Annotated in this window: 19 protein-coding genes and 1 tRNA gene; 18 read left to right on the plus strand and 2 right to left on the minus strand. The window is 32.9% G+C overall.

The genetic code is table 11. The features are described 5' to 3' along the window. The first annotated feature begins 17 nt into the window (after positions 1 to 17). From KW502_RS00035 to KW502_RS00120, 18 genes are all read left to right on the plus strand, one after another. Entirely contained in the window at positions 18 to 1,490 is a 1,473-nt protein-coding gene (locus KW502_RS00035; RefSeq protein ID WP_219038478.1) for a DUF5687 family protein, read from the plus strand. Positions 1,491 to 1,496: 6 nt separating this feature from the next. Next, positions 1,497 to 2,192, plus strand: coding sequence for an ABC transporter ATP-binding protein (locus tag KW502_RS00040; RefSeq protein ID WP_219038479.1), 696 nt, complete (start codon positions 1,497 to 1,499; stop codon positions 2,190 to 2,192). Between the two features lie 108 nt (positions 2,193 to 2,300). Further along, positions 2,301 to 4,868, plus strand: a complete 2,568-nt coding sequence (gene porW, locus KW502_RS00045) for a type IX secretion system periplasmic lipoprotein PorW/SprE (protein ID WP_255553903.1) — start codon at positions 2,301 to 2,303, stop codon at positions 4,866 to 4,868. Between the two features lie 12 nt (positions 4,869 to 4,880). Further along, entirely contained in the window at positions 4,881 to 5,303 is a 423-nt protein-coding gene (locus KW502_RS00050; RefSeq protein ID WP_219038480.1) for a bactofilin family protein, read from the plus strand. Further along, positions 5,263 to 5,487, plus strand: a complete 225-nt coding sequence (locus KW502_RS00055; protein ID WP_219038481.1) for an AtpZ/AtpI family protein — start codon at positions 5,263 to 5,265, stop codon at positions 5,485 to 5,487. The genes KW502_RS00050 and KW502_RS00055 overlap by 41 nt, the downstream gene beginning before the upstream one ends. An 11-nt stretch (positions 5,488 to 5,498) precedes the next feature. Beyond that, positions 5,499 to 5,879 (plus strand): DUF6168 family protein, encoded by a 381-nt coding sequence (locus tag KW502_RS00060; RefSeq protein ID WP_219038482.1) that lies wholly within the window; start codon positions 5,499 to 5,501, stop codon positions 5,877 to 5,879. Positions 5,880 to 6,013: 134 nt separating this feature from the next. Beyond that, the gene (gene atpB / locus KW502_RS00065; RefSeq protein WP_219038483.1) at positions 6,014 to 7,099 is read left to right on the plus strand and encodes a F0F1 ATP synthase subunit A; all 1,086 of its coding nucleotides are present in this window, start codon (positions 6,014 to 6,016) and stop codon (positions 7,097 to 7,099) included. A gap of 25 nt (positions 7,100 to 7,124) precedes the next feature. Beyond that, positions 7,125 to 7,346 (plus strand): ATP synthase F0 subunit C, encoded by a 222-nt coding sequence (gene atpE, locus KW502_RS00070; protein WP_219038484.1) that lies wholly within the window; start codon positions 7,125 to 7,127, stop codon positions 7,344 to 7,346. Positions 7,347 to 7,431: 85 nt separating this feature from the next. Beyond that, a complete protein-coding gene (locus tag KW502_RS00075) occupies positions 7,432 to 7,926 on the plus strand; it encodes a F0F1 ATP synthase subunit B (RefSeq protein WP_219038485.1) in 495 nt (164 codons plus the stop codon). 4 nt (positions 7,927 to 7,930) lie between these two features. Beyond that, the gene (gene atpH, locus KW502_RS00080; RefSeq protein WP_219038486.1) at positions 7,931 to 8,476 is read left to right on the plus strand and encodes an ATP synthase F1 subunit delta; all 546 of its coding nucleotides are present in this window, start codon (positions 7,931 to 7,933) and stop codon (positions 8,474 to 8,476) included. Between the two features lie 48 nt (positions 8,477 to 8,524). Beyond that, the gene (gene atpA, locus KW502_RS00085; protein ID WP_219038487.1) at positions 8,525 to 10,105 is read left to right on the plus strand and encodes a F0F1 ATP synthase subunit alpha; all 1,581 of its coding nucleotides are present in this window, start codon (positions 8,525 to 8,527) and stop codon (positions 10,103 to 10,105) included. A 67-nt stretch (positions 10,106 to 10,172) separates the two neighbouring features. Then, the gene (gene atpG / locus KW502_RS00090) at positions 10,173 to 11,036 is read left to right on the plus strand and encodes an ATP synthase F1 subunit gamma (RefSeq protein WP_219038488.1); all 864 of its coding nucleotides are present in this window, start codon (positions 10,173 to 10,175) and stop codon (positions 11,034 to 11,036) included. Between the two features lie 142 nt (positions 11,037 to 11,178). Next, positions 11,179 to 12,609, plus strand: a complete 1,431-nt coding sequence (locus tag KW502_RS00095) for an oligosaccharide flippase family protein (RefSeq protein ID WP_219038489.1) — start codon at positions 11,179 to 11,181, stop codon at positions 12,607 to 12,609. Position 12,610: 1 nt separating this feature from the next. Then, a complete protein-coding gene (gene dut / locus KW502_RS00100) occupies positions 12,611 to 13,042 on the plus strand; it encodes a dUTP diphosphatase (protein WP_219038490.1) in 432 nt (143 codons plus the stop codon). Positions 13,043 to 13,074: 32 nt separating this feature from the next. Beyond that, entirely contained in the window at positions 13,075 to 14,091 is a 1,017-nt protein-coding gene (locus tag KW502_RS00105) for a sugar nucleotidyltransferase (RefSeq protein ID WP_219038491.1), read from the plus strand. Between the two features lie 78 nt (positions 14,092 to 14,169). After that, complete coding sequence (locus tag KW502_RS00110; protein WP_219038492.1) at positions 14,170 to 15,549, plus strand: tetratricopeptide repeat protein; 1,380 nt, start codon at positions 14,170 to 14,172, stop codon at positions 15,547 to 15,549. Positions 15,550 to 15,552: 3 nt separating this feature from the next. Continuing rightward, positions 15,553 to 16,326 carry a lipoprotein insertase outer membrane protein LolB1 gene (lolB1, locus tag KW502_RS00115; RefSeq protein WP_219038493.1) on the plus strand — a complete coding sequence of 258 codons (774 nt, stop codon included), beginning with the start codon at positions 15,553 to 15,555 and terminating at the stop codon, positions 16,324 to 16,326. Further along, complete coding sequence (locus tag KW502_RS00120; protein WP_219038494.1) at positions 16,323 to 17,546, plus strand: murein hydrolase activator EnvC family protein; 1,224 nt, start codon at positions 16,323 to 16,325, stop codon at positions 17,544 to 17,546. Before lolB1 ends, KW502_RS00120 begins: the two co-directional genes overlap by 4 nt. Positions 17,547 to 17,582: 36 nt before the next feature. On the opposite strand, the gene KW502_RS00125 is transcribed toward KW502_RS00120, so the two are convergent. Then, positions 17,583 to 17,656: transfer RNA gene (locus KW502_RS00125), tRNA-Ala, on the minus strand. Between the two features lie 43 nt (positions 17,657 to 17,699). Further along, positions 17,700 to 19,148, minus strand: coding sequence for a potassium/proton antiporter (locus KW502_RS00130; protein ID WP_219038495.1), 1,449 nt, complete (start codon positions 19,146 to 19,148; stop codon positions 17,700 to 17,702). Position 19,149: the final 1 nt, after the last annotated feature.

Raw genomic sequence — 19,149 nt, forward strand, 5'->3', positions numbered from 1 at the left:
ACAAAACCAAATCAATTATGTTTAAACGTTTTGTCTCTTTAGAGTGGAAGCAGTTTTCGCGCTCTTCCTATTTTCAAAAAGGAATTGCTATAAAAATACTCTTGGCATTAGGTGCTTTGTATTTTATAGGTATGGCAATATTTATGGGGTCTGTAGGTTTTTACGGTATTCAAAAAGCAATGCCTAACAATGATCCCGTAGAAGTGGTGAATAATTTTTTAATTTATTGGTTTTTGGCCGATGTTATGCTAAGGTTTTTCATGCAGCAATTACCAGTATTAAATATAAAGCCTTATATGGTGATACCTGTTAACCGAAGTACTGTTATTCATTTTTTATTAGGTAAAACTTCTATATCGTTTTTCAATTTTCTACCGCTATTTTTCTTTTTACCTTTTTCTGTGGTTTTATTAGTAGAGGGGTATTCAGTAATACGTGTGGTAGCTTGGTTTTTTTCAATCTTGTTTTTTACGCTTTCCATTAATTATCTTAATTTTTTATTGAATAAAATAAATAAGGTATTTTATGTGCTAGCAGTGATTATTATTGGATTGGGATTACTTCAGTTTTATGGTATTTATGCAATAACAGAACCGGCAGGTTATTTTTTTAATAGTATTTACAACAAACCTTATGCGGTTTTAATTCCGTTACTACTTATGGTCATGTTGTATCGTGTAAATTTCAAGTTTATTAGAAAAGATTTTTACTTAGACGGGGCTATTGCTAAAGAAACTAAAGAGGTGCATACCCAAGAGTTTACCTGGCTCAATAGATTTGGTAAAATAGCACCTTTTTTAAAAAATGATGTACGTATGATTATAAGAAACAAGCGCCCAAAACAAGTGTTGTTAATGTCGTTTATGTTTCTTTTTTACGGTCTTATTTTTTACACACAAAAAGCCTATCAAGATATGCCTGCATTTTTAGCTTTTGCATCGATGTTTGTAACCGGCGGTTTTTTAATGTCTTTTGGGCAATTGGTGCCTTCTTGGGATAGCGAATATTATAAACTTTTAATGAGCCAAAATATTCCGTATCGTGAATATTTAAAATCTAAATGGTTGCTAATGGTTTTTGCAGTAGGAGTTTCATTCATTCTAAGCACACCCTATATTTATTTTGGTTGGGATATTTTTGTTATGATAGCAGCTGGGGCTTTATTTAATATGGGCTTAAACTCTTTTATCACTTTATATGGAGGTGCCTTAAATCGCGTTCCTGTAGAATTAAATGTGAAAGCAAAAGCTTTTAGTAATACACAAGGTTTTAATCCTACGCAATTATTAATTGCATTACCTAAAATTTTAGGACCTATACTTATATTTTACATTCCTTATAAGTTAATCAATTTTGAAACTGGTATTATTTGTCTAGCGGTATCAGGAATTTTAGGAATAGTATTTACCAACTTTTTCTTAAACCACATTGAGAAAGTATATCAGAAACAAAAATATAAAACCATCGCTGCCTTTGGCGAGAAAAAATAACTTATCATGATTAGTGTAAGCAATTTAAGTAAAAGTTATAACGGTGTTACCGTTTTAAATATAGAAAATTTAGACATACCGACTGGAGAAAGTTTTGGTTTGGTAGGAAATAACGGAGCAGGAAAAACCACTTTTTTTAGTCTGTTACTAGATTTAATTCAGCCCTCCAATGGTTACATCAAAAATAAAAATATCATTGTAAATGAAAGTGAAGCGTGGAAACCTTTTACCTCTTCTTTTATTGATGAAAGTTTTTTGATTGGGTATCTTACTGCGGAAGAATACTTCTATTTTATTGGCGATTTACGTGGGCAATCTAAAGCAGATGTCAATTCATTTTTAAAACAATACGAAGAGTTTTTTAATGATGAAATTCTTCAGAAAAAGAAATACCTGCGCGATCTTTCTAAAGGAAATCAAAAAAAGGCAGGCATTGTCGCAGCGCTTATCGGAAACCCTGAAGTCGTTATCTTAGATGAACCTTTTGCCAACTTAGATCCCACCACACAAATACGTCTTAAAAAAATCATTAAAGATTTAGATGAAAATACCGCAACTACAATTTTAATTTCGAGTCACGATCTTATTCATGTCACCGAAGTTTGTAGGAGAATCGTAGTTTTAGATAAAGGTGAACCGGTAAAAGACATTCAAACCAGTCAAGCTACTTTAGAAGAGTTAGAAGCGTATTTTAATAGATAGAATTCAAAAAATTAAACTATATTCTTTAAATTCTTATAAAGAAACGTATTTTTACGCACTACCATACTAAAAGTAGTAAATCTTAGTTATCTAAATAGCTAATAATTAATGAATTTGAAGAAGATTAACTTTTCAACCCTAGTCAATTTTTGTGTGGCTGTTTTGGCTCTTACAGTCATATTTTCTTGTTCTAGAAAAAAAGATAAATGGCTTAATCGCAATTTTCATGCGATGGGCACGTATTATAATATTTTGTACAATGGTAACTTAGCTTTAGAAGCAGGTAACGAAGAATTAGCACAAAATTATACAGACGATTATTGGCAAATTTTGCCTTTAGAAAGAATGCAAGTAGAAGAAAAAGCTAGTTCTTCCGAGTCAAAAAATGCTAATTTTCAACGAGCAGAAGAAAAAGCAACTAAAGCGATTCAAAAACATAATATGCGTATTGCGGGCGAAGAACATAATCCGCAAATGGATGAAGCTTTTTTGCTATTGGGAAAAGCGAGGTATTATGATCAGCGGTTTTTTCCAGCCTTAGAAGCTTTCAATTATATTCTTACAGATTATCCAGAAAGTGACCGTTTAATTGCTGCAAAAGTATGGCGTGAGAAAGCTTATATGAGAATGGGTAATAATGAGCTTGCATTACAAAACCTACAAAAGCTCTTTGAAGAAGAAGTAGAATTTGAAGAAGAAGACCTTGCACATGCATCAGCTGCAATGGCACAAGCTTATTTAAATTTAGAAGAAAAAGAAAAAGCGATTAAACCCTTAGAAACGGCTATAAAAAACACCTCTTCAAAAGAGCAAAAAGGAAGGTATTTATTTATAAAAGGTCAAATTTATGATCGGTTGGGTGAAATAGATAGTGCTAACAAATCTTTTGATAAAGTTATTGCTTTAAATCGTAAAACCCCTCGCGTTTATATGATCAATGCATATCTGCAGAAAGCAAAAAACTTTGACTATACTCAAGAAGATCATTTGGCGCTAAGAGAACTGCTTGAAGAAATGCAAGAAAATAGAGAAAACAGACCATTTCTCGATAAAATTTATTACCAAATAGCTCAATATTACAAAAGTACAGACTCTATTGAAGGTTCTGTAGAATACTACAATAAATCCTTAAGAACACAATCTCAAGATAGTTATTTGCTTTCTAGAGATTATTTAACTTTAGGAAATATTAATTTTGATCAAGCACAATATAAAATAGCTGGCGCTTATTTTGATAGTACGCTTACAAATTTAACTGAAAATACACGTGAATATCGTAGCATCAAAAAGAAGAGAGAAAATTTAGACGATGTGATTCTTTATGAAGATATCGCTAAAAAAGACGATAGTATTCTTCATCTTGTAAAAATGTCATCTCAAGAGCGATTAGCTTATTTTGAAGAAGTAACGGCAAAGATGAAGCAAAAAGCAATTGCTAATGCCGAGCAATTAAACAGAGAGTCTGAAAATAGTAACCCACAAAATCTTTTTGGAAGTCAACAGAGCAACTTATCTTCTAATAGTAGATCTTCAACTTTTTATTTTTACAATGCAAATCAAGTAGCCAAAGGCCTACAGAAATTTAATAGAGTTTGGGGAGGTCGTGAGTTAAGTGACAATTGGAGATACAAAGCAAGCTCAAATGCAAGTAGACGTGATGATGAAGTTAAAGAAGAAGAAGATTTTTTAGCTTTAATAGAAAGTGACCCTGCCTACAATCCAGAAACTTATTTAGAACAGGTGCCTAGTGATGAAAAGGTGATAGACAGTATTGGTAAAGAAAGAAATTTTGCTTATTATCAATTGGGGGTGATCTATAAAGAGAAATTTAAAGAATATGAGTTGGCTTCAGAAAAACTGGAGACCTTGCTTCAAAATAATCCGCAAGAGCGTCTTGTATTGCCTTCAAAATATAACTTGTATAAAATTTATGAAGCAACAGAAAATGTTGCAATGATGGAAAAGTGGAAACAAAACATTTTATCCCAACACCCAGATTCTCGTTATGCTAGTATACTTAAAAACCCACGATCTTTAAGAGATGACGACAGTAGCCCAGAGGCAGTTTATACTTCGGTTTATAGAAAATATAAAAACGATCAATTTCAAGAGGTGATTAATGATACCGAAAAATACATCGATGTATATACAGGTGAAGATATTGTCCCTAAATTTGAATTATTAAAAGCATTTGCCAAAGGCCGTTATGAGGGTTTCGATGCTTATAAAGAAGCGTTAAATTATGTTGCATTAACCTATCCACAAAGTGAAGAAGGTAAAAAAGCAGAACAAATAATAAAAGAGTCGTTACCTAATTTAAAAAATGAAACTTTTGCTGAAAACAAAACTGATGCAAAATACTATTTAGTCTATTCGTTTCTGAGCGGAAAAGAAAAGGCTGCAGCTCAACTACAAGAAATTTTAGATAAAGCTATAGTCGAAAAGGGATATGAAAATCAGTTTTATACCTCTATAGATTTTTATACTCCTCAGCAATTTTTTATAACCGTTCACGGTTTGTCGAGTAAATTGGGAGCAGAAGGTTTTGCAGAAATATTAGCAAAAGAAAAAGAGTATAAAATAAATCGGGAATATTTTAGTATTTCAGATGATAATTATCAAATTATACAAGTTCATAAAAATTTAGAGGCTTATTTAGCTAAGCAGTCTCAGTAAAGATTTTAAATCATGTTTTCAGAAAGCAAAAAAAATAGAGGAGTGTCTACAGAAGGAGCTAAAGAACAAAATAAAATATCACAAGGAACAACAATTACCGGAAACATTGAAGGTAAGGGAAGTTTTAGAATAGAAGGTAGAATAGAAGGAAATTTAAAAACTTCAGGAAAAGTTGTGGTAGGCAAAACAGGCTTTGTAAATGGTGAGATAGAATGTGATAGCGCTGATTTTGAAGGTAAATTTTCAGGGAAAATGGTAGTAAAAGAAACTTTAAGTTTAAAATCTACCGCTTTTATTGAAGGAGAAGTAATTACCGGAAATTTGCAGGTAGATCATGGAGCGACTTTCAATTCAACCTGTGTAATGAAAGGCTCAGTTAAAACTTTAGAAGACGATGGAAAACGAGGAAAAAGAAAAAAAGAAAGGATCGCTTAACACCTATGTTAAATTTGCAGGCGTAGGTATTCAGATGGTCCTTACCATTCTTGTCACTACTTTCATAGGAGTATGGCTCGATAGTAAATTTGAGTCTATAGCCCCATTCGCTACTGTTACAGGGTCATTATTAGGAGTCTTTATAGCGCTATATGTAGTCTATAAAGAAGTAAAATCAATGTAAATTTTTTAGAAATGAAGAATAACTTTTTAAGGCTTACTTTGTCCTTGTTAGTGATGACGGCCATTTTGCTATCTATACAATACACTGTGGGTTCTGTAATTCAGGTAAATTTGTATTATTCAGTAGTACAAATTTATTTATTTCATTTTTCATTAGCCTTTATTACGTGTTCACTTCTAATGTACTTTTCGTCGTTAGATAAATCTAAAGCGGGTTTTGTGTTTGTAGCTTGCAGCCTTCTAAAAATGCTAGCAACTGTAATATTCATGCTTCCTATGATGATGAGGTTAAAAGTAGATATGTTTGCTAATGTAATGATGATTCTTATTCCTTATTTAATATATTTAGGGTTTGAAACCGTCTATGTTTATAAACTGCTTAATAAGAATTAGTTTATTGTTTTATAGAGGTTTGCGTGTTGTTATTCAATCTTTTTAAAAAAGATCTCTACAGGCTTTCAGATAAAAATTAAAAAATTATCTTTGCAGCCAATTTTAAGCCCTTAGTTTAAGTTTAAAAGGAATTTATGAGAGCCAGTAATTTATTTAAAAACCTTGTTTGTTTAGCTTTAACAGCCTTACTTGGTGGTGTTGCAAGTTACGCTTCAGAAAAGTCTTTAAAAGAGGCTGAAGAGGACTTTAATCCAACAGATATGATTATGCACCACATTGGTGATGCTCATGGTTGGCACTTTTTTGGAGAAAACGAAGACGCAGTGACTTTACCATTGCCAGTAATTCTTTATACAGATGCTGGTTTGGTTACGTTTATGTCTAGTGAATTTCATCACGATACCTCAGGGCATCACGTGGTAGAAAAGAACGGCGAGCGTTTTGTGAATTTCCACGAGAAAATTTATCAGCTAAATGACGATGCGCATGCAGTTGAGTTAGATGAAGAAAATCATCCTATTAATGCGTCAAAGCCTTTAGACTTTTCAATTACCAAAAACGTAGCGGCTATGTTTTTAACGGTAATTATTATGCTTGTGCTTTTTCTTAACATGTCTAGAAAACTTAAGAAAACAGAGAGAGCTCCTAAAGGCGTTCATAACGCAATGGAAGCTTTGGTTCTTTTTGTTAGAGATGAAATTGCAAGACCTCAGATTGGAGAGAAGAAGTATATGAAGTTTATGCCCTTTTTATTAACGGTTTTTTTCTTCATCTGGATAACTAACTTATTAGGTTTGTTTCCTGGAGCGGCTAACGTAACTGGGAATATTTCAGTAACTGTTTCTTTAGGTCTGGTTACTTTAGTATTAATGCTTGTAAATGGTAATAAAGATTTTTGGAAGCATACCTTATGGATGCCAGGTATCCCAACTTTCGTGAAACCAATTCTTGCTGTTGTTGAGCTTTTAGGTTTGTTTATTAAGCCTATTGCTTTAATGATTCGTTTATTTGCAAATATTACTGCAGGGCATATTATTATACTAAGTTTATTAGGTTTAATATTTATACTAGAAAGTGCAGGAGTAGCAGGAGTTTCTGTTCCTTTTGCATTGTTTATTTCAGTTTTAGAATTACTTGTAGCATTTTTACAAGCCTTTATATTTACAATGCTGTCTGCCTTATTTATTGGTATGTCAGTAGCAGAACATGAACATCATTAATTTTTAATTTTTAATTTTTTTTACTATGGAGTTATTATATGTTGGTTTAGCAGCTTTAGGAGCTGGTTTAGCAGTTGTCGGAGCTGGTATTGGTGTTGGTAAGATTGGTGGTTCAGCTATGGAAGCTATCGCTCGTCAACCAGAGGCAGCTAGTAAGATTCAGACTGCAATGATTATTGCTGCTGCACTTATTGAGGGTGTTGCTCTTTTTGGAGTAGTTGCTGCCTTATTAGGTGTGTTAAAGTAAAAATTTTTTAAACTTATTCGTGACGGTTGGTTGCGAATAAGTTTACAAATTGAAGTATTAAAAATTATTATTATTAAATAATATTATGGATTTAATCAAGCCAGAAATTGGATTAATAGTTTGGCAAACCGTAGTGTTTGTAATACTAGTCTTTTTATTAGCAAAATTTGCTTGGAGACCCATTTTGGGTTTAATCAAAGACAGAGAAAGCTCTATTAATGAAGCTTTAGATTCTGCCGAAAAAGCACGTTTGGAGATGAAGAATCTTCAGGCTAGTAATGATAAGCTTTTAAAGAAAGCACGTGAAGAACGTGATGCAATGCTAAAAGAAGCTCGTGAGATTAAAGGGAAAATGATTGCTGAAGCTTCTACAGAAGCAGAACAAAAAGCGAACAAGATTCTTATGAATGCTCAAGAAGCTATCGTAGCAGAGAAACATTCTGCATTAGCACAAATAAAAGCGCAAGTAGCCAGTCTTTCTATAGAGATTGCTGAGAAAGTAGTGAAAAAAGAGCTTGATAATAAAGAAGACCAAATGAAATTGGTTGACAGCATGCTTGATGATGTTAAGTTAAACTAAAATTATGGCAAGTAGTAGAGCAGCACAACGTTACGCGAAAGCTTTATTAGATTTAGCTCAAGAGAATAAAAATCAAGAAGCGGTCAATAAAGAAGTTCGAGATATTTATAAAACACTTATAAATAGTCAAGAATTACGTAATGTTCTAAAAAGTCCGGTCGTAAAACCGAAATTAAAAGTAAATGCTTTAAATGCGATTTTTAAAGATGCTTCGGTTACGCTTAAAAATCTTTTTAAAGTTTTAGCCGCTAATAGTAGAATTGCAGATTTACATTTAGTAGCTCATAAGTTTATAGAGCTTTACGATGAAAGAAATAATGTCAAAGTAGCTAGGGTTACAACCGCAGAGACTTTAACACCAGAAATGGAAGCGAAAATACTTACTAAAGTGAAAGCCTTAACAGGAAGTGAAGTAACTTTAAAAAGCAAAATAGATAAGGCAATTTTAGGAGGCTTTATCTTAAGAATTGGAGACCAGCAATATGATGCTAGTATTCAAGGAAAATTGAATGCTCTTAAAACGAGATTTAAAAATAAAGCACACGTTTAAATTAAATAAAAACAGTATAATTATTTATACTATTTATAATAATTAATTATGGCAGAAGTGAACCCTGCTGAAGTATCAGCAATATTAAAAGAACAACTATCAGGATTTGAAGCAGAGGCTTCATTAGACGAGGTGGGAACTGTATTGACTGTGGGTGATGGTATCGCTAACATTTATGGTCTTGCTAACGCACAATACGGAGAACTTGTTGAGTTTGAAGGTGGTTTAGAAGGAATGGTACTTAACTTAGAAGAAGATAATGTTGGGGTAGTATTATTAGGACCATCAAAACAAATTAGTGAAGGAGATACCGTTAAACGTACGCAACGTATTGCATCTATTAATGTAGGTGAAGGTATTGTTGGTCGTGTGGTAGATACCTTAGGAAATCCAATTGATGGTAAAGGTCCTATAACAGGTGAAACTTTTCAAATGCCATTAGAGCGTAAAGCGCCTGGGGTTATTTATCGTGAACCAGTTACAGAGCCAATGCAAACCGGTATTAAATCTATCGATGCTCTTGTTCCTGTAGGAAGAGGTCAGCGTGAGTTAGTTATTGGTGACCGTCAGACTGGTAAAACAACCGTATGTATAGATACCATTCTTAATCAAAAAGAATTTTTTGATAAAGGTGAACCAGTATATTGTATTTATGTGGCTATTGGTCAAAAAGCCTCTACCGTTGCAGGTATTGCTAAAACTTTAGAAGATAAAGGTGCTTTAGCTTATACTACTATTGTTGCTGCAAATGCATCAGACCCTGCTCCTATGCAGGTTTATGCACCATTTGCAGGAGCTGCTATTGGTGAGTATTTTAGAGACACAGGTCGTCCAGCTTTAATTATTTATGATGATTTATCTAAGCAAGCAGTAGCTTACCGTGAGGTGTCTTTATTATTACGTCGTCCACCAGGACGTGAAGCATATCCTGGAGATGTTTTTTACCTTCACTCAAGATTATTAGAGCGTGCTGCAAAAGTAATTAATGATAATGATATCGCTAAAGGGATGAATGACCTTCCAGAATCTTTAAAAGATAAAGTAAAAGGAGGAGGTTCTTTAACTGCTTTACCAATTATCGAAACCCAAGCAGGAGACGTTTCAGCATATATTCCAACCAACGTAATTTCAATTACCGATGGTCAGATTTTCTTAACTTCAGATTTATTCAACTCTGGTGTTCGTCCTGCAATTAACGTAGGTATTTCTGTATCACGTGTGGGAGGTTCTGCTCAGATTAAATCAATGAAAAAAGTAGCAGGGACATTAAAATTAGATCAAGCGCAATACCGTGAGTTAGAAGCTTTCGCTAAGTTTGGGTCAGATTTAGATGCTTCAACTTTAAGTACTATTGAAAAAGGTAAGCGTAACGTAGAGATTTTAAAACAAGCTCAAAACGATCCTTACCCAGTAGAAGATCAAATCGCTATTGTATATGCGGGTTCTAAGAACTTATTAAGAGAAGTTCCTGTAGATAAAGTAAAAGAATTTGAAGTAGATTATTTAGAGTACTTAAAAGCGAAGCACAGAGATACTTTAGATACATTGAAAGCAGGAAAATTAACTGATGAGTCTTTAGAAGTATTAAGAAACGCAGCATCAGAAATTTCAGCAAAATATAAAAATTAGATTTGAGAGGTGAGTGTTAAAAACTTCAATTTTTAATACTCACCACTATTAACTCATTACTAACAATATGGCAAATTTAAAAGAATTACGTAGTAGGATTACCTCGGTTTCTTCAACCATGCAGATCACCAGTGCCATGAAAATGGTTTCTGCTGCTAAGTTGAGTAAAGCGCAAGATGCTATTACTGCCATGCGTCCTTACGCAGATAAACTTACAGAACTTTTGCAAACCCTTAGTGCTAGTCTTGATCAAGGGAGTGAAAGTAAATACTCTGAACAACGTGAGGTGAAAAAAGTTTTGGTAGTGGCAATCTCTTCTAACCGTGGATTAGCGGGTGCTTTTAACACCAATATCATTAAAGGCGTAAAATCTTTGTATGAGAATAGGTTAAAAGATAAAGAAGTAGAATTATACACTATTGGTAAAAAAGCAAATGATATTCTAAAGAAAACATTTAGCATTGCCAATCATAATGTAAGCATTTTTGATCAATTAGAATTTGATGATGTAGCAGTAATTGCTGAAGATATTATGAAGTCTTTCGTTGAAGGTGATTACGATCAAGTCATGATTGTTTATAATAGCTTTAGAAATGCAGCTACGCAGGTAGTTACTACAGAGCAGTTTTTACCTATTCAACCTATTGAAAATGTAGAAGAAGATGTACAGTCTGAATACATTTTTGAACCTGAAAAAGAGAAAATCATTGAAGAATTAATTCCAAAGTCTTTAAAAATTCAATTGTATAAAGCCTTGAGAGATTCTTTTGCTTCAGAACACGGGGCTCGTATGACCGCTATGCATAAAGCAACTGATAATGCGACAGAATTAAGAGATTCTTTAAAACTGTCTTATAATAAAGCACGTCAAGCATCGATAACCAATGAAATTTTAGAGATTGTTGGTGGTGCAGAGGCCTTGAACAAATAAACGCTGTAAGTAGTATTAAATTTAAAAGATTAGCTAAATTTATTATAAAACCTCGAAGCAATTCGGGGTTTTCTTTTTCTATAAAAACATTGAAAACCGTGTTTAAAATTGATACATTTAAATTTTATTAAGAGAGTTCAATTTGAGTACTTTAAAACGTTTTTTTCAAGACACCTTTATTTATGGTTTAGCAACCGTATTACCAAGATTAATGAACTTTCTATTAGTGCGCTTGCACACGGGTACTTTAGAAAATGCTAGTTATTCAGATAACACCACCTTTTACATTTACGCTGCTTTTTTTAATGTGTTATTAACTTACGGAATGGAAACTTCTTTTTTCCGTTTTTTTAATAAAGAGAAAGCTAAACAAGATCGTGTATTTTCAACAGCATTAATTAGCTTAACTATCACTACAATTCTGTTTTTTGGTTTAGTCTGGTATTTTAATGATTCTATTTCAAATTATGTAAACTTAAAACTGTCTCATTTCAATTTTTTGATTGGAGTTTTAGCATTAGATACTTTGGTAGTTGTTCCTTTCGCTTATTTAAGAGCTTCAGGCAGACCTATTAAATTTTCTATAATTAAGTTGAGCAATGTTTTTACATATGTACTTTTAAATTTGTTTTTTCTTTGGGCAATGCCAACATACAATATTCGATTTTTAGAGCTCTATAAAGATGATCCAGTTCATTATGTATTTGTATCTAATTTGGTTGCTAGTGCGTTAACTTTTTTATTGTTATTGCCTTATTTTTTTAAATCCAAAGTTCAATTTGAGTTTTCAATACTTAAAAAATTATTAGCCTATGGTTGGCCAGTTATGGTTGCTGGAATGGCTTATATTATTAATGAAAATTTTGATAAATGGTTAATTCCACAATTATTAGGAAAAGATATCAATGGGGCTTATAGTGCATGTTATAAAATTGCGGTATTTATGACCATCTTTATTCAAGGCTTTCGATTAGGTGCAGAACCTTTCTTTTTTAGTCATGCCAAAGAAAAGAATGCGAAGAATACCTACGCGATGGTGATGAAATATTTTGTGATTTTAGGAAGTTTGATGTTAGTATTTGTTACCGCATATCTTAATTTTTTCAAAGAAATATTAGTGGCAGATCGTTCTTATTGGATAGCTATTGAAATTGTACCTATAGTGCTTTTAGCAAATCTGCTTTTAGGAATTTATTTCAATTTATCTATTTGGTATAAACTAACAGATAATACTAGGTTCGGAATGTATATATCATTAATTGGCGCTGTAGTAACCATTGTTTTAAATTACCTTTTAATTCCTGAAATTGGTTTTATAGCTTCAGCCTGGACAACCTTGATTGCTTATAGCGTAATGGTTATTATTTCTTATCTTTTGAGTCGTAAATATTATAAAGTACCTTATAATTTACGATCGATAGGTTTATATTTATTTATAGCTAGCGTTTTCGCTTTTGCATCGTTTTATATATTTGACAGCCATATCCTCATAGGAACGTTTTTACTTTTCTTATTTTTGGCAATTGTGTATATAAAAGAGAGAAAAGAAATTTTAAAAATCTTACAAGCATAAAATGACTGTAAAAATTATTAATAAATCAAACCATGAGCTTCCTGCTTATGAAACCATTGCCTCTGCAGGAATGGATATTCGAGCAAATTTAGAAGATAAAATTGTGTTGAGTCCGTTAGATCGTATCATCGTGAAAACAGGATTGTTTATAGAACTTCCTGTAGGTTACGAAGCACAAGTAAGACCCAGAAGCGGCTTGGCTGCCAAAAAAGGAATTACCGTACTTAATGCGCCAGGAACTATAGATGCTGATTATCGCGGAGAGATAGGCGTAATTTTGGTTAATCTATCTAAAGAAGCGTTTGTAATTAACGATGGCGAGCGTATTGCACAATTAGTAATTGCAAAACACGAACGAGCAGAATGGCAAGAAGTAAATGCTCTAGAAGAATCTGATCGTGGTGAAGGTGGCTTTGGAAGTACCGGCATCTAAAATTGAATAACTAATATTTGAAATCTATTTAAATGAAAATAATCGTTCCAATGGCGGGAAGAGGTTCTCGTCTTCGTCCACATACTTTAACTGTCCCTAAACCTTTAATTCCAGTGGCTGGTGAGCCTATTGTTCATCGTTTGGTAAAAGATATAGCCAAAGTTTTAAATCAGCCAATAGAAGAAGTTGCTTTCATTTTAGGAGATCCTGCATTTTTTGGTGAAGAAATTGTAGCAAGTCTAAAAAACTTAGCAGAATCTTTAGGTGCAAAAGCATCTATTTATCGTCAAGATCAACCATTAGGGACTGGTCACGCCATCATGAGTGCTAAAGATTCACTCTCTGGACCAGCTGTAGTCGCTTATGCCGATACGCTCATTAAAGCTAATTTTGAACTAGACAAAGATGCAGATGCTGTAATTTGGACAAAAAAGGTCGCAAACCCTGAAGCTTATGGAGTCGTTAACTTAAATGATAAAGATGAAATTATCGATTTAGTTGAAAAACCTGCAGAATTTGTAAGTGATGAAGCTGTAATTGGTATTTATTATTTTAAAGACATTACGGTGCTAAAAGGTAAGCTACAAGAAGTTTTAGAAGAAAACCTAATGCACGGCGGCGAATATCAAATTAACGATGGAATTAAGAAGATGATGGCCGATGGCAAAATCTTTAAAACAGGAACCGTAGACGAATGGATGGACTGCGGAAATAAAAACGTAACCGTAGAGACAAACGGTAAAATGCTGAATTTCCTAAAGCAAGATGGAGAAAAAACCATATCAGCGTCTGTAAAATTAGAAAATTCAGAAATTATAGAACCTTGTTATATCGGTGAAAATGTAGTGTTGAAAAATGCTAAAATTGGACCTAATGTTTCTATAGGAGATAATTGTGTGGTAGAAGATAGCGAAATTAAAAATTCGTTAATTCAAACCAATTCTAGCATTAAAAATGCGAAGTTAGACAACTCTATGATTGGTAATCACGCTAAATACGATGGTCATTATACACAAATTAGTATTGGTGATTATTCAGTATTAGAATAATAATTATAACAAAAACTTATCATCCTACAAGGTAATTACATCTTGTAGGTTTTACCATAAAGCTGCTTAAAAATATACTTGAAAAATAAAAAATTACATACCTTAATTTTTTTCTTCGGAATTTTCTTCGGAAGTATTACTGTTTCAAATTCCCAAGAAAAGCAACAAGATTCATTGGCAATTGCTAAGCAAGAAATCAATCAAGATAATTTAGGTAATATAAAAGATAACTTTCAAGAATATTTCTTTCAGGGCTTAACTCAAAGAGGCATAGAAAACTATGAGAAAGCCATTTCAGCTTTAAAAAAAGCGCAAGAAATTCAGCCTAAAAATGTAGCAGTTTTTTACGAATTAGGAAAAAATTATAAGGCTTTAGAACAATACAGTAAAGCAGAAGAAAACCTTTACAAAGCCCTTTCAGAAAAAGAAGAAAATGTAGATATTCTTACCGAGCTTTATGATGTTTTCTATCTTACTCAAAACTATGATAAAGCCATAGAAATTGCTAAAAAATTAACTCCGTTTAATATGGATTACTATGAAGATTTGGCCAACCTTTATGTAAGAACACAAGACTATCAAAAAGCATTAGAAGCCTTAGATTATATTAATGCAAAAGAAGGTCAAAGTGATTATCGTGATGCGTTAAGAGAAAAGATTTTTTCTGAAAATCCAGATAAAATGTTGGAAGAAAATTTTTTACTAGCTCAGTTAGCAGAAGCCCCTTCAGTAATAAATAATTACTTAGTCTTAATGCACTTTTATGCCAAGCAAAATAAGCTTGAAAAAATGTATAAAATTGCAGAAAAATTGCTCAATAAATATCCAGAAGCTAAAGAAGCGCATTATGCGTTATATAAAAAGTACTTAGCCGAATATAAAGATAATGAAGCTGTCGCATCAATGAAAACAGTTTTAGAAAGCGATTTGAGCATGACGATGAAGAAAGAAGTTGTAAAAGACTTCGTGCAATTGGTTAACCAACAACCAAAATACGAGCAAGACCTAATTGAAAGTTTAGATAAACAATTAGCCAATGGTGAGAGCAATGCAGATTTGGCTCAGTTTTACAAAGGTAGAGATAACCATAAAGCGATTCAGAACTTAGAAAAAGTAGTCAGCGAAAATCCAAATGATTTTGCTTCGGCAAAAGACTTAATGCTATTATACCTGCAAGAAGAAATGCCTTCCAAATCTATTTTACTGGCAGAAGAATATATGGCAACCTATCCTTCACAGCCTATTTTATATTTGGTGAGTGGTGTTGCTAATAATAGCTTGCGAAATTTTAAAGAAGCCGAAGATTATCTTTTAATGGGATTAGATTTTCTAATTGATAACCCTCAAATGGAAAGTGATTTTTATCGGCAATTAGCTATAGCTTATAGCGGTTTAGGCAAAACTGAAGAAGCAGATAAATTTCAACAGAAATTTGAAACTATAAAAAAAACACTTTAACAAATGCAGCATATTTATAAAACACTTCTAATCCTTTTAGGTTTCTTGGTGATTTCTTGCGGACCTAAAAAAACCGCAGCAGAACGCAAAGCAGATGCAACTAAAGAAAATGTGATTGAGAAAAATCTAGCCGCAAAACCTTCTTTTAAAACCATGCAAGGTAGGTTAAAAGGAAGCTATGACGATGGGGAAGACAGTCAGTCTATTTCAGTAAGTATTAGAATAGAGAAAGATAAAGCCATTTGGCTAAGTGCAAAATTAGCAGGTATTATTCCGTTAGCTAAAGTAATGGTGACTCCAAAACGGGTTCAGTTTTACGAAAAAATAAACGGATCTTATTTTGATGGTGACTTTAGTTTATTAAGTAAATGGTTAGGTACAGAGTTAGATTATGAGAAAGTTCAGAATCTATTAATTGGTCAACCAATTTATGAACTGAAATCTAAAAAATATATCCTTTCATCAAGTCAAAATGGTTACCAGCTATCTTCTATTGAGAAAACCCCTGTTGCAAGGTCTTTTTTAATCGATTTGTTAACCTTTAGAACGAAAGCACAGCAATTACTTCGTGAAGAAAAGAACCAAGCTGTAATGATTACTTATGACGATTTCTACGGTAGAGAAAATTATGATATGCCAAAGAATATTATCATCATTGCTAATCAAGAAGATAAGACAACTAAAATAAATATAGATTATCGATCGTTAGCATTTAATGAGCCGGTAAGTTTTCCGTTTGAAATACCTTCAGGATACGAAGAAATTATAATTGAATGAGTCAGTTTCAACTTAAATACATCGTTAGCCTATTTCTTATTGTAAGTTGTAGCAGCATTAGTTTTTCTCAAAGCGCTGAGCGAAAAAAATTAGAGCAACAGCGAATAGCACTGCGTAAAGAAATTAACGAAATAAGTAGTTTGTTGGTTACAAATAAACAGAAACAACAATCTGTTTTAACTCAAGTTGAAGATTTAGATAAACGCATTAGAGCTACAGAAAATTTAATACGAGTAACCAATCAAGAAGCTAATTTATTAACTAAAGAAATTAATGCTAATCTTAATAAAATAGCTAAACTACGTAAAGACTTAGAAAAGCTAAAAGAAGATTATGCAAAGATGATTAAGAAGTCTTACAAGAGTAAATCTAACCAAAGTAGAATCATGTTTTTGTTTTCTTCAGAGAATTTTCTGCAAGCTTACAAACGTTTGCAATACATGAAACAATATACAAAATACAGAAAAAAACAAGGAGTAGAGATTAAACAGCAAACTGAGTTGTTACAAAAGTTAAATGAAGATTTGGTCGAGCAGCGAAAAGCTAAAGAAGAACTTTTATCTCAAAATAGAATAACCCAAAGTAAGTTACAAAAAGATAAAAAGCAGCAAGAAGAATTAGTAGCCTCTATCCGAAAAAAGACTGGAGACTTTGAAAAAGAACTTCAGCAAAAGCAAAAAGAAGTTTCTAGAATAGATCAAGAAATTGAACGTTTAATTCGAGAAGCAATTGCAGTAGAAAATAAAAAGAAAGGTTCTACCTCTACCAGTAAATTTGAGCTTACTCCAGAAGCAAAAGAGTTAGCCGCAAATTTTACAGCAAATAAAGGCAAATTACCTTGGCCTGTAAAATCTGGAGTTGTCGCGATGAGGTTTGGGACGCACCCTCACCCCGTGGTGAAATCTGCAAAAATTAAAAGTAATGGCGTAAGAATTGAAACCAATGAAAACGAAGCAGTAAGAGCCGTTTTTAATGGTAAAGTTTTTAAAATACAAGCCATAAAAGGAGCTAATAAAGCTATTTATGTGATTCATGGAGATTTCTTAAGTGTTTATAATAACCTTTCTCATATAAATGTTGAAGTAGGCGATGAGTTAACCACTAATCAAGTAATAGGTAGGGTAGGTAAAAGTACAGCCACAGGAAGACCAACTTTAAGCTTTTTTATCTATAAAAATACCCAAGCGTTAGATCCTGCACTTTGGATTTATAAAATGTAAATAAAAAAACCGAAGAAAATTTCTTCGGTTTTTTTGTGGAGAATATCGGATTCGAACCGATGGCCTTTTGGCTGCCAGCCAAACGCTCTAGCCAACTGAGCTAATCCCCCCAATTTTTCACTAAAATAATCAAAAAATCTATTTTGTATAGTGTTATCCTACATTTTCTACAACCAAATCTAAATCAGATTTTTTAGCAGAAATAAGCTGTAAAGTATCGCCAGCTTCTAATTGAGTAGAACCTTCAGGAACAAAATAATTATCCTCTCTTATAATCATAACGACTAAGGTGTTTTTAGGTAATTTAAGTTGATAAAGTTTTTGTCCTACACCTTTGCTGTTTTCTCTAAGATGAACTTCTGCAGATTCTGTTTTTGATTCATCTGAAAATTCAAACGCACGGGCTTTTGTTAAGATTTTAACCGATTTATCTTCTACTCCCAACCAATTTGCCATTTTAATGATTGTAGTGCCTTGTAACATAATAGAAACAAGTGTAACCATAAACACGATGTTAAAAATAAGATCTGCTTTCTCTAAACCAGCCACCATAGGGAACGTAGCAAAAACAATAGGCACTGCACCGCGTAAACCTACCCATGAAATAAAGAGCTTACTTTTTATTTTCATTTTAAAAAAGGCTAAGCTTATAAAAACGCTCAGCGGTCTCGCCACAAAAATTAAAAATAAAGCAATGGCTAAACCAGTTAATATAACCGGAATAATATGTGTTGGGTAAACTAGTAAACCTAGCGTTAAGAATAAAATAATTTGCATTAGCCAAGCAAACCCATCAAAAAATTGACGTAAAGAGTTTTTTCTAATTAGTTTGCTGTTACCCAAAATCACTGAAGATATATAAACGGCTAAAAAACCATTTCCGCCGATCACATCTGTAAAAGAGTATGCTATAAAACTTAATGCTAAGCCTAGAACAGGGTAAAGCCCTTCAAAATCTAATTCTATTTTATTAATAAGAAGTTTACTTAATTTTCCTATTCCAAAACCGCAAGCTGCTCCAATGGCAATTTGTGAAATTAATTTAAATATAGAATCCCATCCGTTAAAATCTTGGGCTACTACAATGCCGGTAAATATTGTGGTTAAAAAGTATGCCATTGGGTCATTACTTCCGCTCTCCAATTCTAACATTGGTCTAATACCGTCTCTAAGGCTAATGTTTTTAGAGCGTAACACAGAAAATACCGCAGCAGCATCTGTAGAAGAAATAATGGCGCCCAGTAAAAAGGCTTCAGTAATAGAAAAATCTAAAAGATAATAGGTAAACAAGCCTACAGATCCTGCTGTAATAAAAACGCCTAAAGAAGCTAAAAGACCGCCTTTATACATAATAGGTTTAACGGCATCCCAGCGTGTATCAAGACCGCCAGAGAATAGAATAACGTTTAAAGCGACAATTCCTATAAATTGAGCAATTAATGGATTGTCAAATTTAATACCTAATAAACCTTCAGAGCCAGCTAACATTCCAACGGCTAAGAAAAGCACAAGTGTAGGTACGCCAAAACGGTAGGAGGTTTTTCCTGCTAAAATACTAACGAGTAATAGTAAAGCGCCTACTAATATAATCTGGGCTATCATA

This window comes from Mesonia aestuariivivens (assembly GCF_019311235.1).
Taxonomy (GTDB): Bacteria; Bacteroidota; Bacteroidia; order Flavobacteriales; family Flavobacteriaceae; genus Mesonia; species Mesonia aestuariivivens.

Bases quoted from the DNA above. Each gene is read 5' to 3' on its own strand.
- KW502_RS00035 (WP_219038478.1), top strand. From the start codon at position 18: ATGTTTAAACGTTTTGTCTCTTTAGAGTGGAAGCAGTTTTCGCGCTCT.
- KW502_RS00040 (WP_219038479.1), top strand. From the start codon at position 1,497: ATGATTAGTGTAAGCAATTTAAGTAAAAGTTATAACGGTGTTACCGTT.
- porW (WP_255553903.1), top strand. From the start codon at position 2,301: ATGAATTTGAAGAAGATTAACTTTTCAACCCTAGTCAATTTTTGTGTG.
- KW502_RS00050 (WP_219038480.1), top strand. From the start codon at position 4,881: ATGTTTTCAGAAAGCAAAAAAAATAGAGGAGTGTCTACAGAAGGAGCT.
- KW502_RS00055 (WP_219038481.1), top strand. From the start codon at position 5,263: ATGGAAAACGAGGAAAAAGAAAAAAAGAAAGGATCGCTTAACACCTAT.
- KW502_RS00060 (WP_219038482.1), top strand. From the start codon at position 5,499: ATGAAGAATAACTTTTTAAGGCTTACTTTGTCCTTGTTAGTGATGACG.
- atpB (WP_219038483.1), top strand. From the start codon at position 6,014: ATGAGAGCCAGTAATTTATTTAAAAACCTTGTTTGTTTAGCTTTAACA.
- atpE (WP_219038484.1), top strand. From the start codon at position 7,125: ATGGAGTTATTATATGTTGGTTTAGCAGCTTTAGGAGCTGGTTTAGCA.
- KW502_RS00075 (WP_219038485.1), top strand. From the start codon at position 7,432: ATGGATTTAATCAAGCCAGAAATTGGATTAATAGTTTGGCAAACCGTA.
- atpH (WP_219038486.1), top strand. From the start codon at position 7,931: ATGGCAAGTAGTAGAGCAGCACAACGTTACGCGAAAGCTTTATTAGAT.
- atpA (WP_219038487.1), top strand. From the start codon at position 8,525: ATGGCAGAAGTGAACCCTGCTGAAGTATCAGCAATATTAAAAGAACAA.
- atpG (WP_219038488.1), top strand. From the start codon at position 10,173: ATGGCAAATTTAAAAGAATTACGTAGTAGGATTACCTCGGTTTCTTCA.
- dut (WP_219038490.1), top strand. From the start codon at position 12,611: ATGACTGTAAAAATTATTAATAAATCAAACCATGAGCTTCCTGCTTAT.
- KW502_RS00105 (WP_219038491.1), top strand. From the start codon at position 13,075: ATGAAAATAATCGTTCCAATGGCGGGAAGAGGTTCTCGTCTTCGTCCA.
- lolB1 (WP_219038493.1), top strand. From the start codon at position 15,553: ATGCAGCATATTTATAAAACACTTCTAATCCTTTTAGGTTTCTTGGTG.
- KW502_RS00120 (WP_219038494.1), top strand. From the start codon at position 16,323: ATGAGTCAGTTTCAACTTAAATACATCGTTAGCCTATTTCTTATTGTA.
- KW502_RS00130 (WP_219038495.1), bottom strand. From the start codon at position 19,148: ATGATAGCCCAGATTATATTAGTAGGCGCTTTACTATTACTCGTTAGT.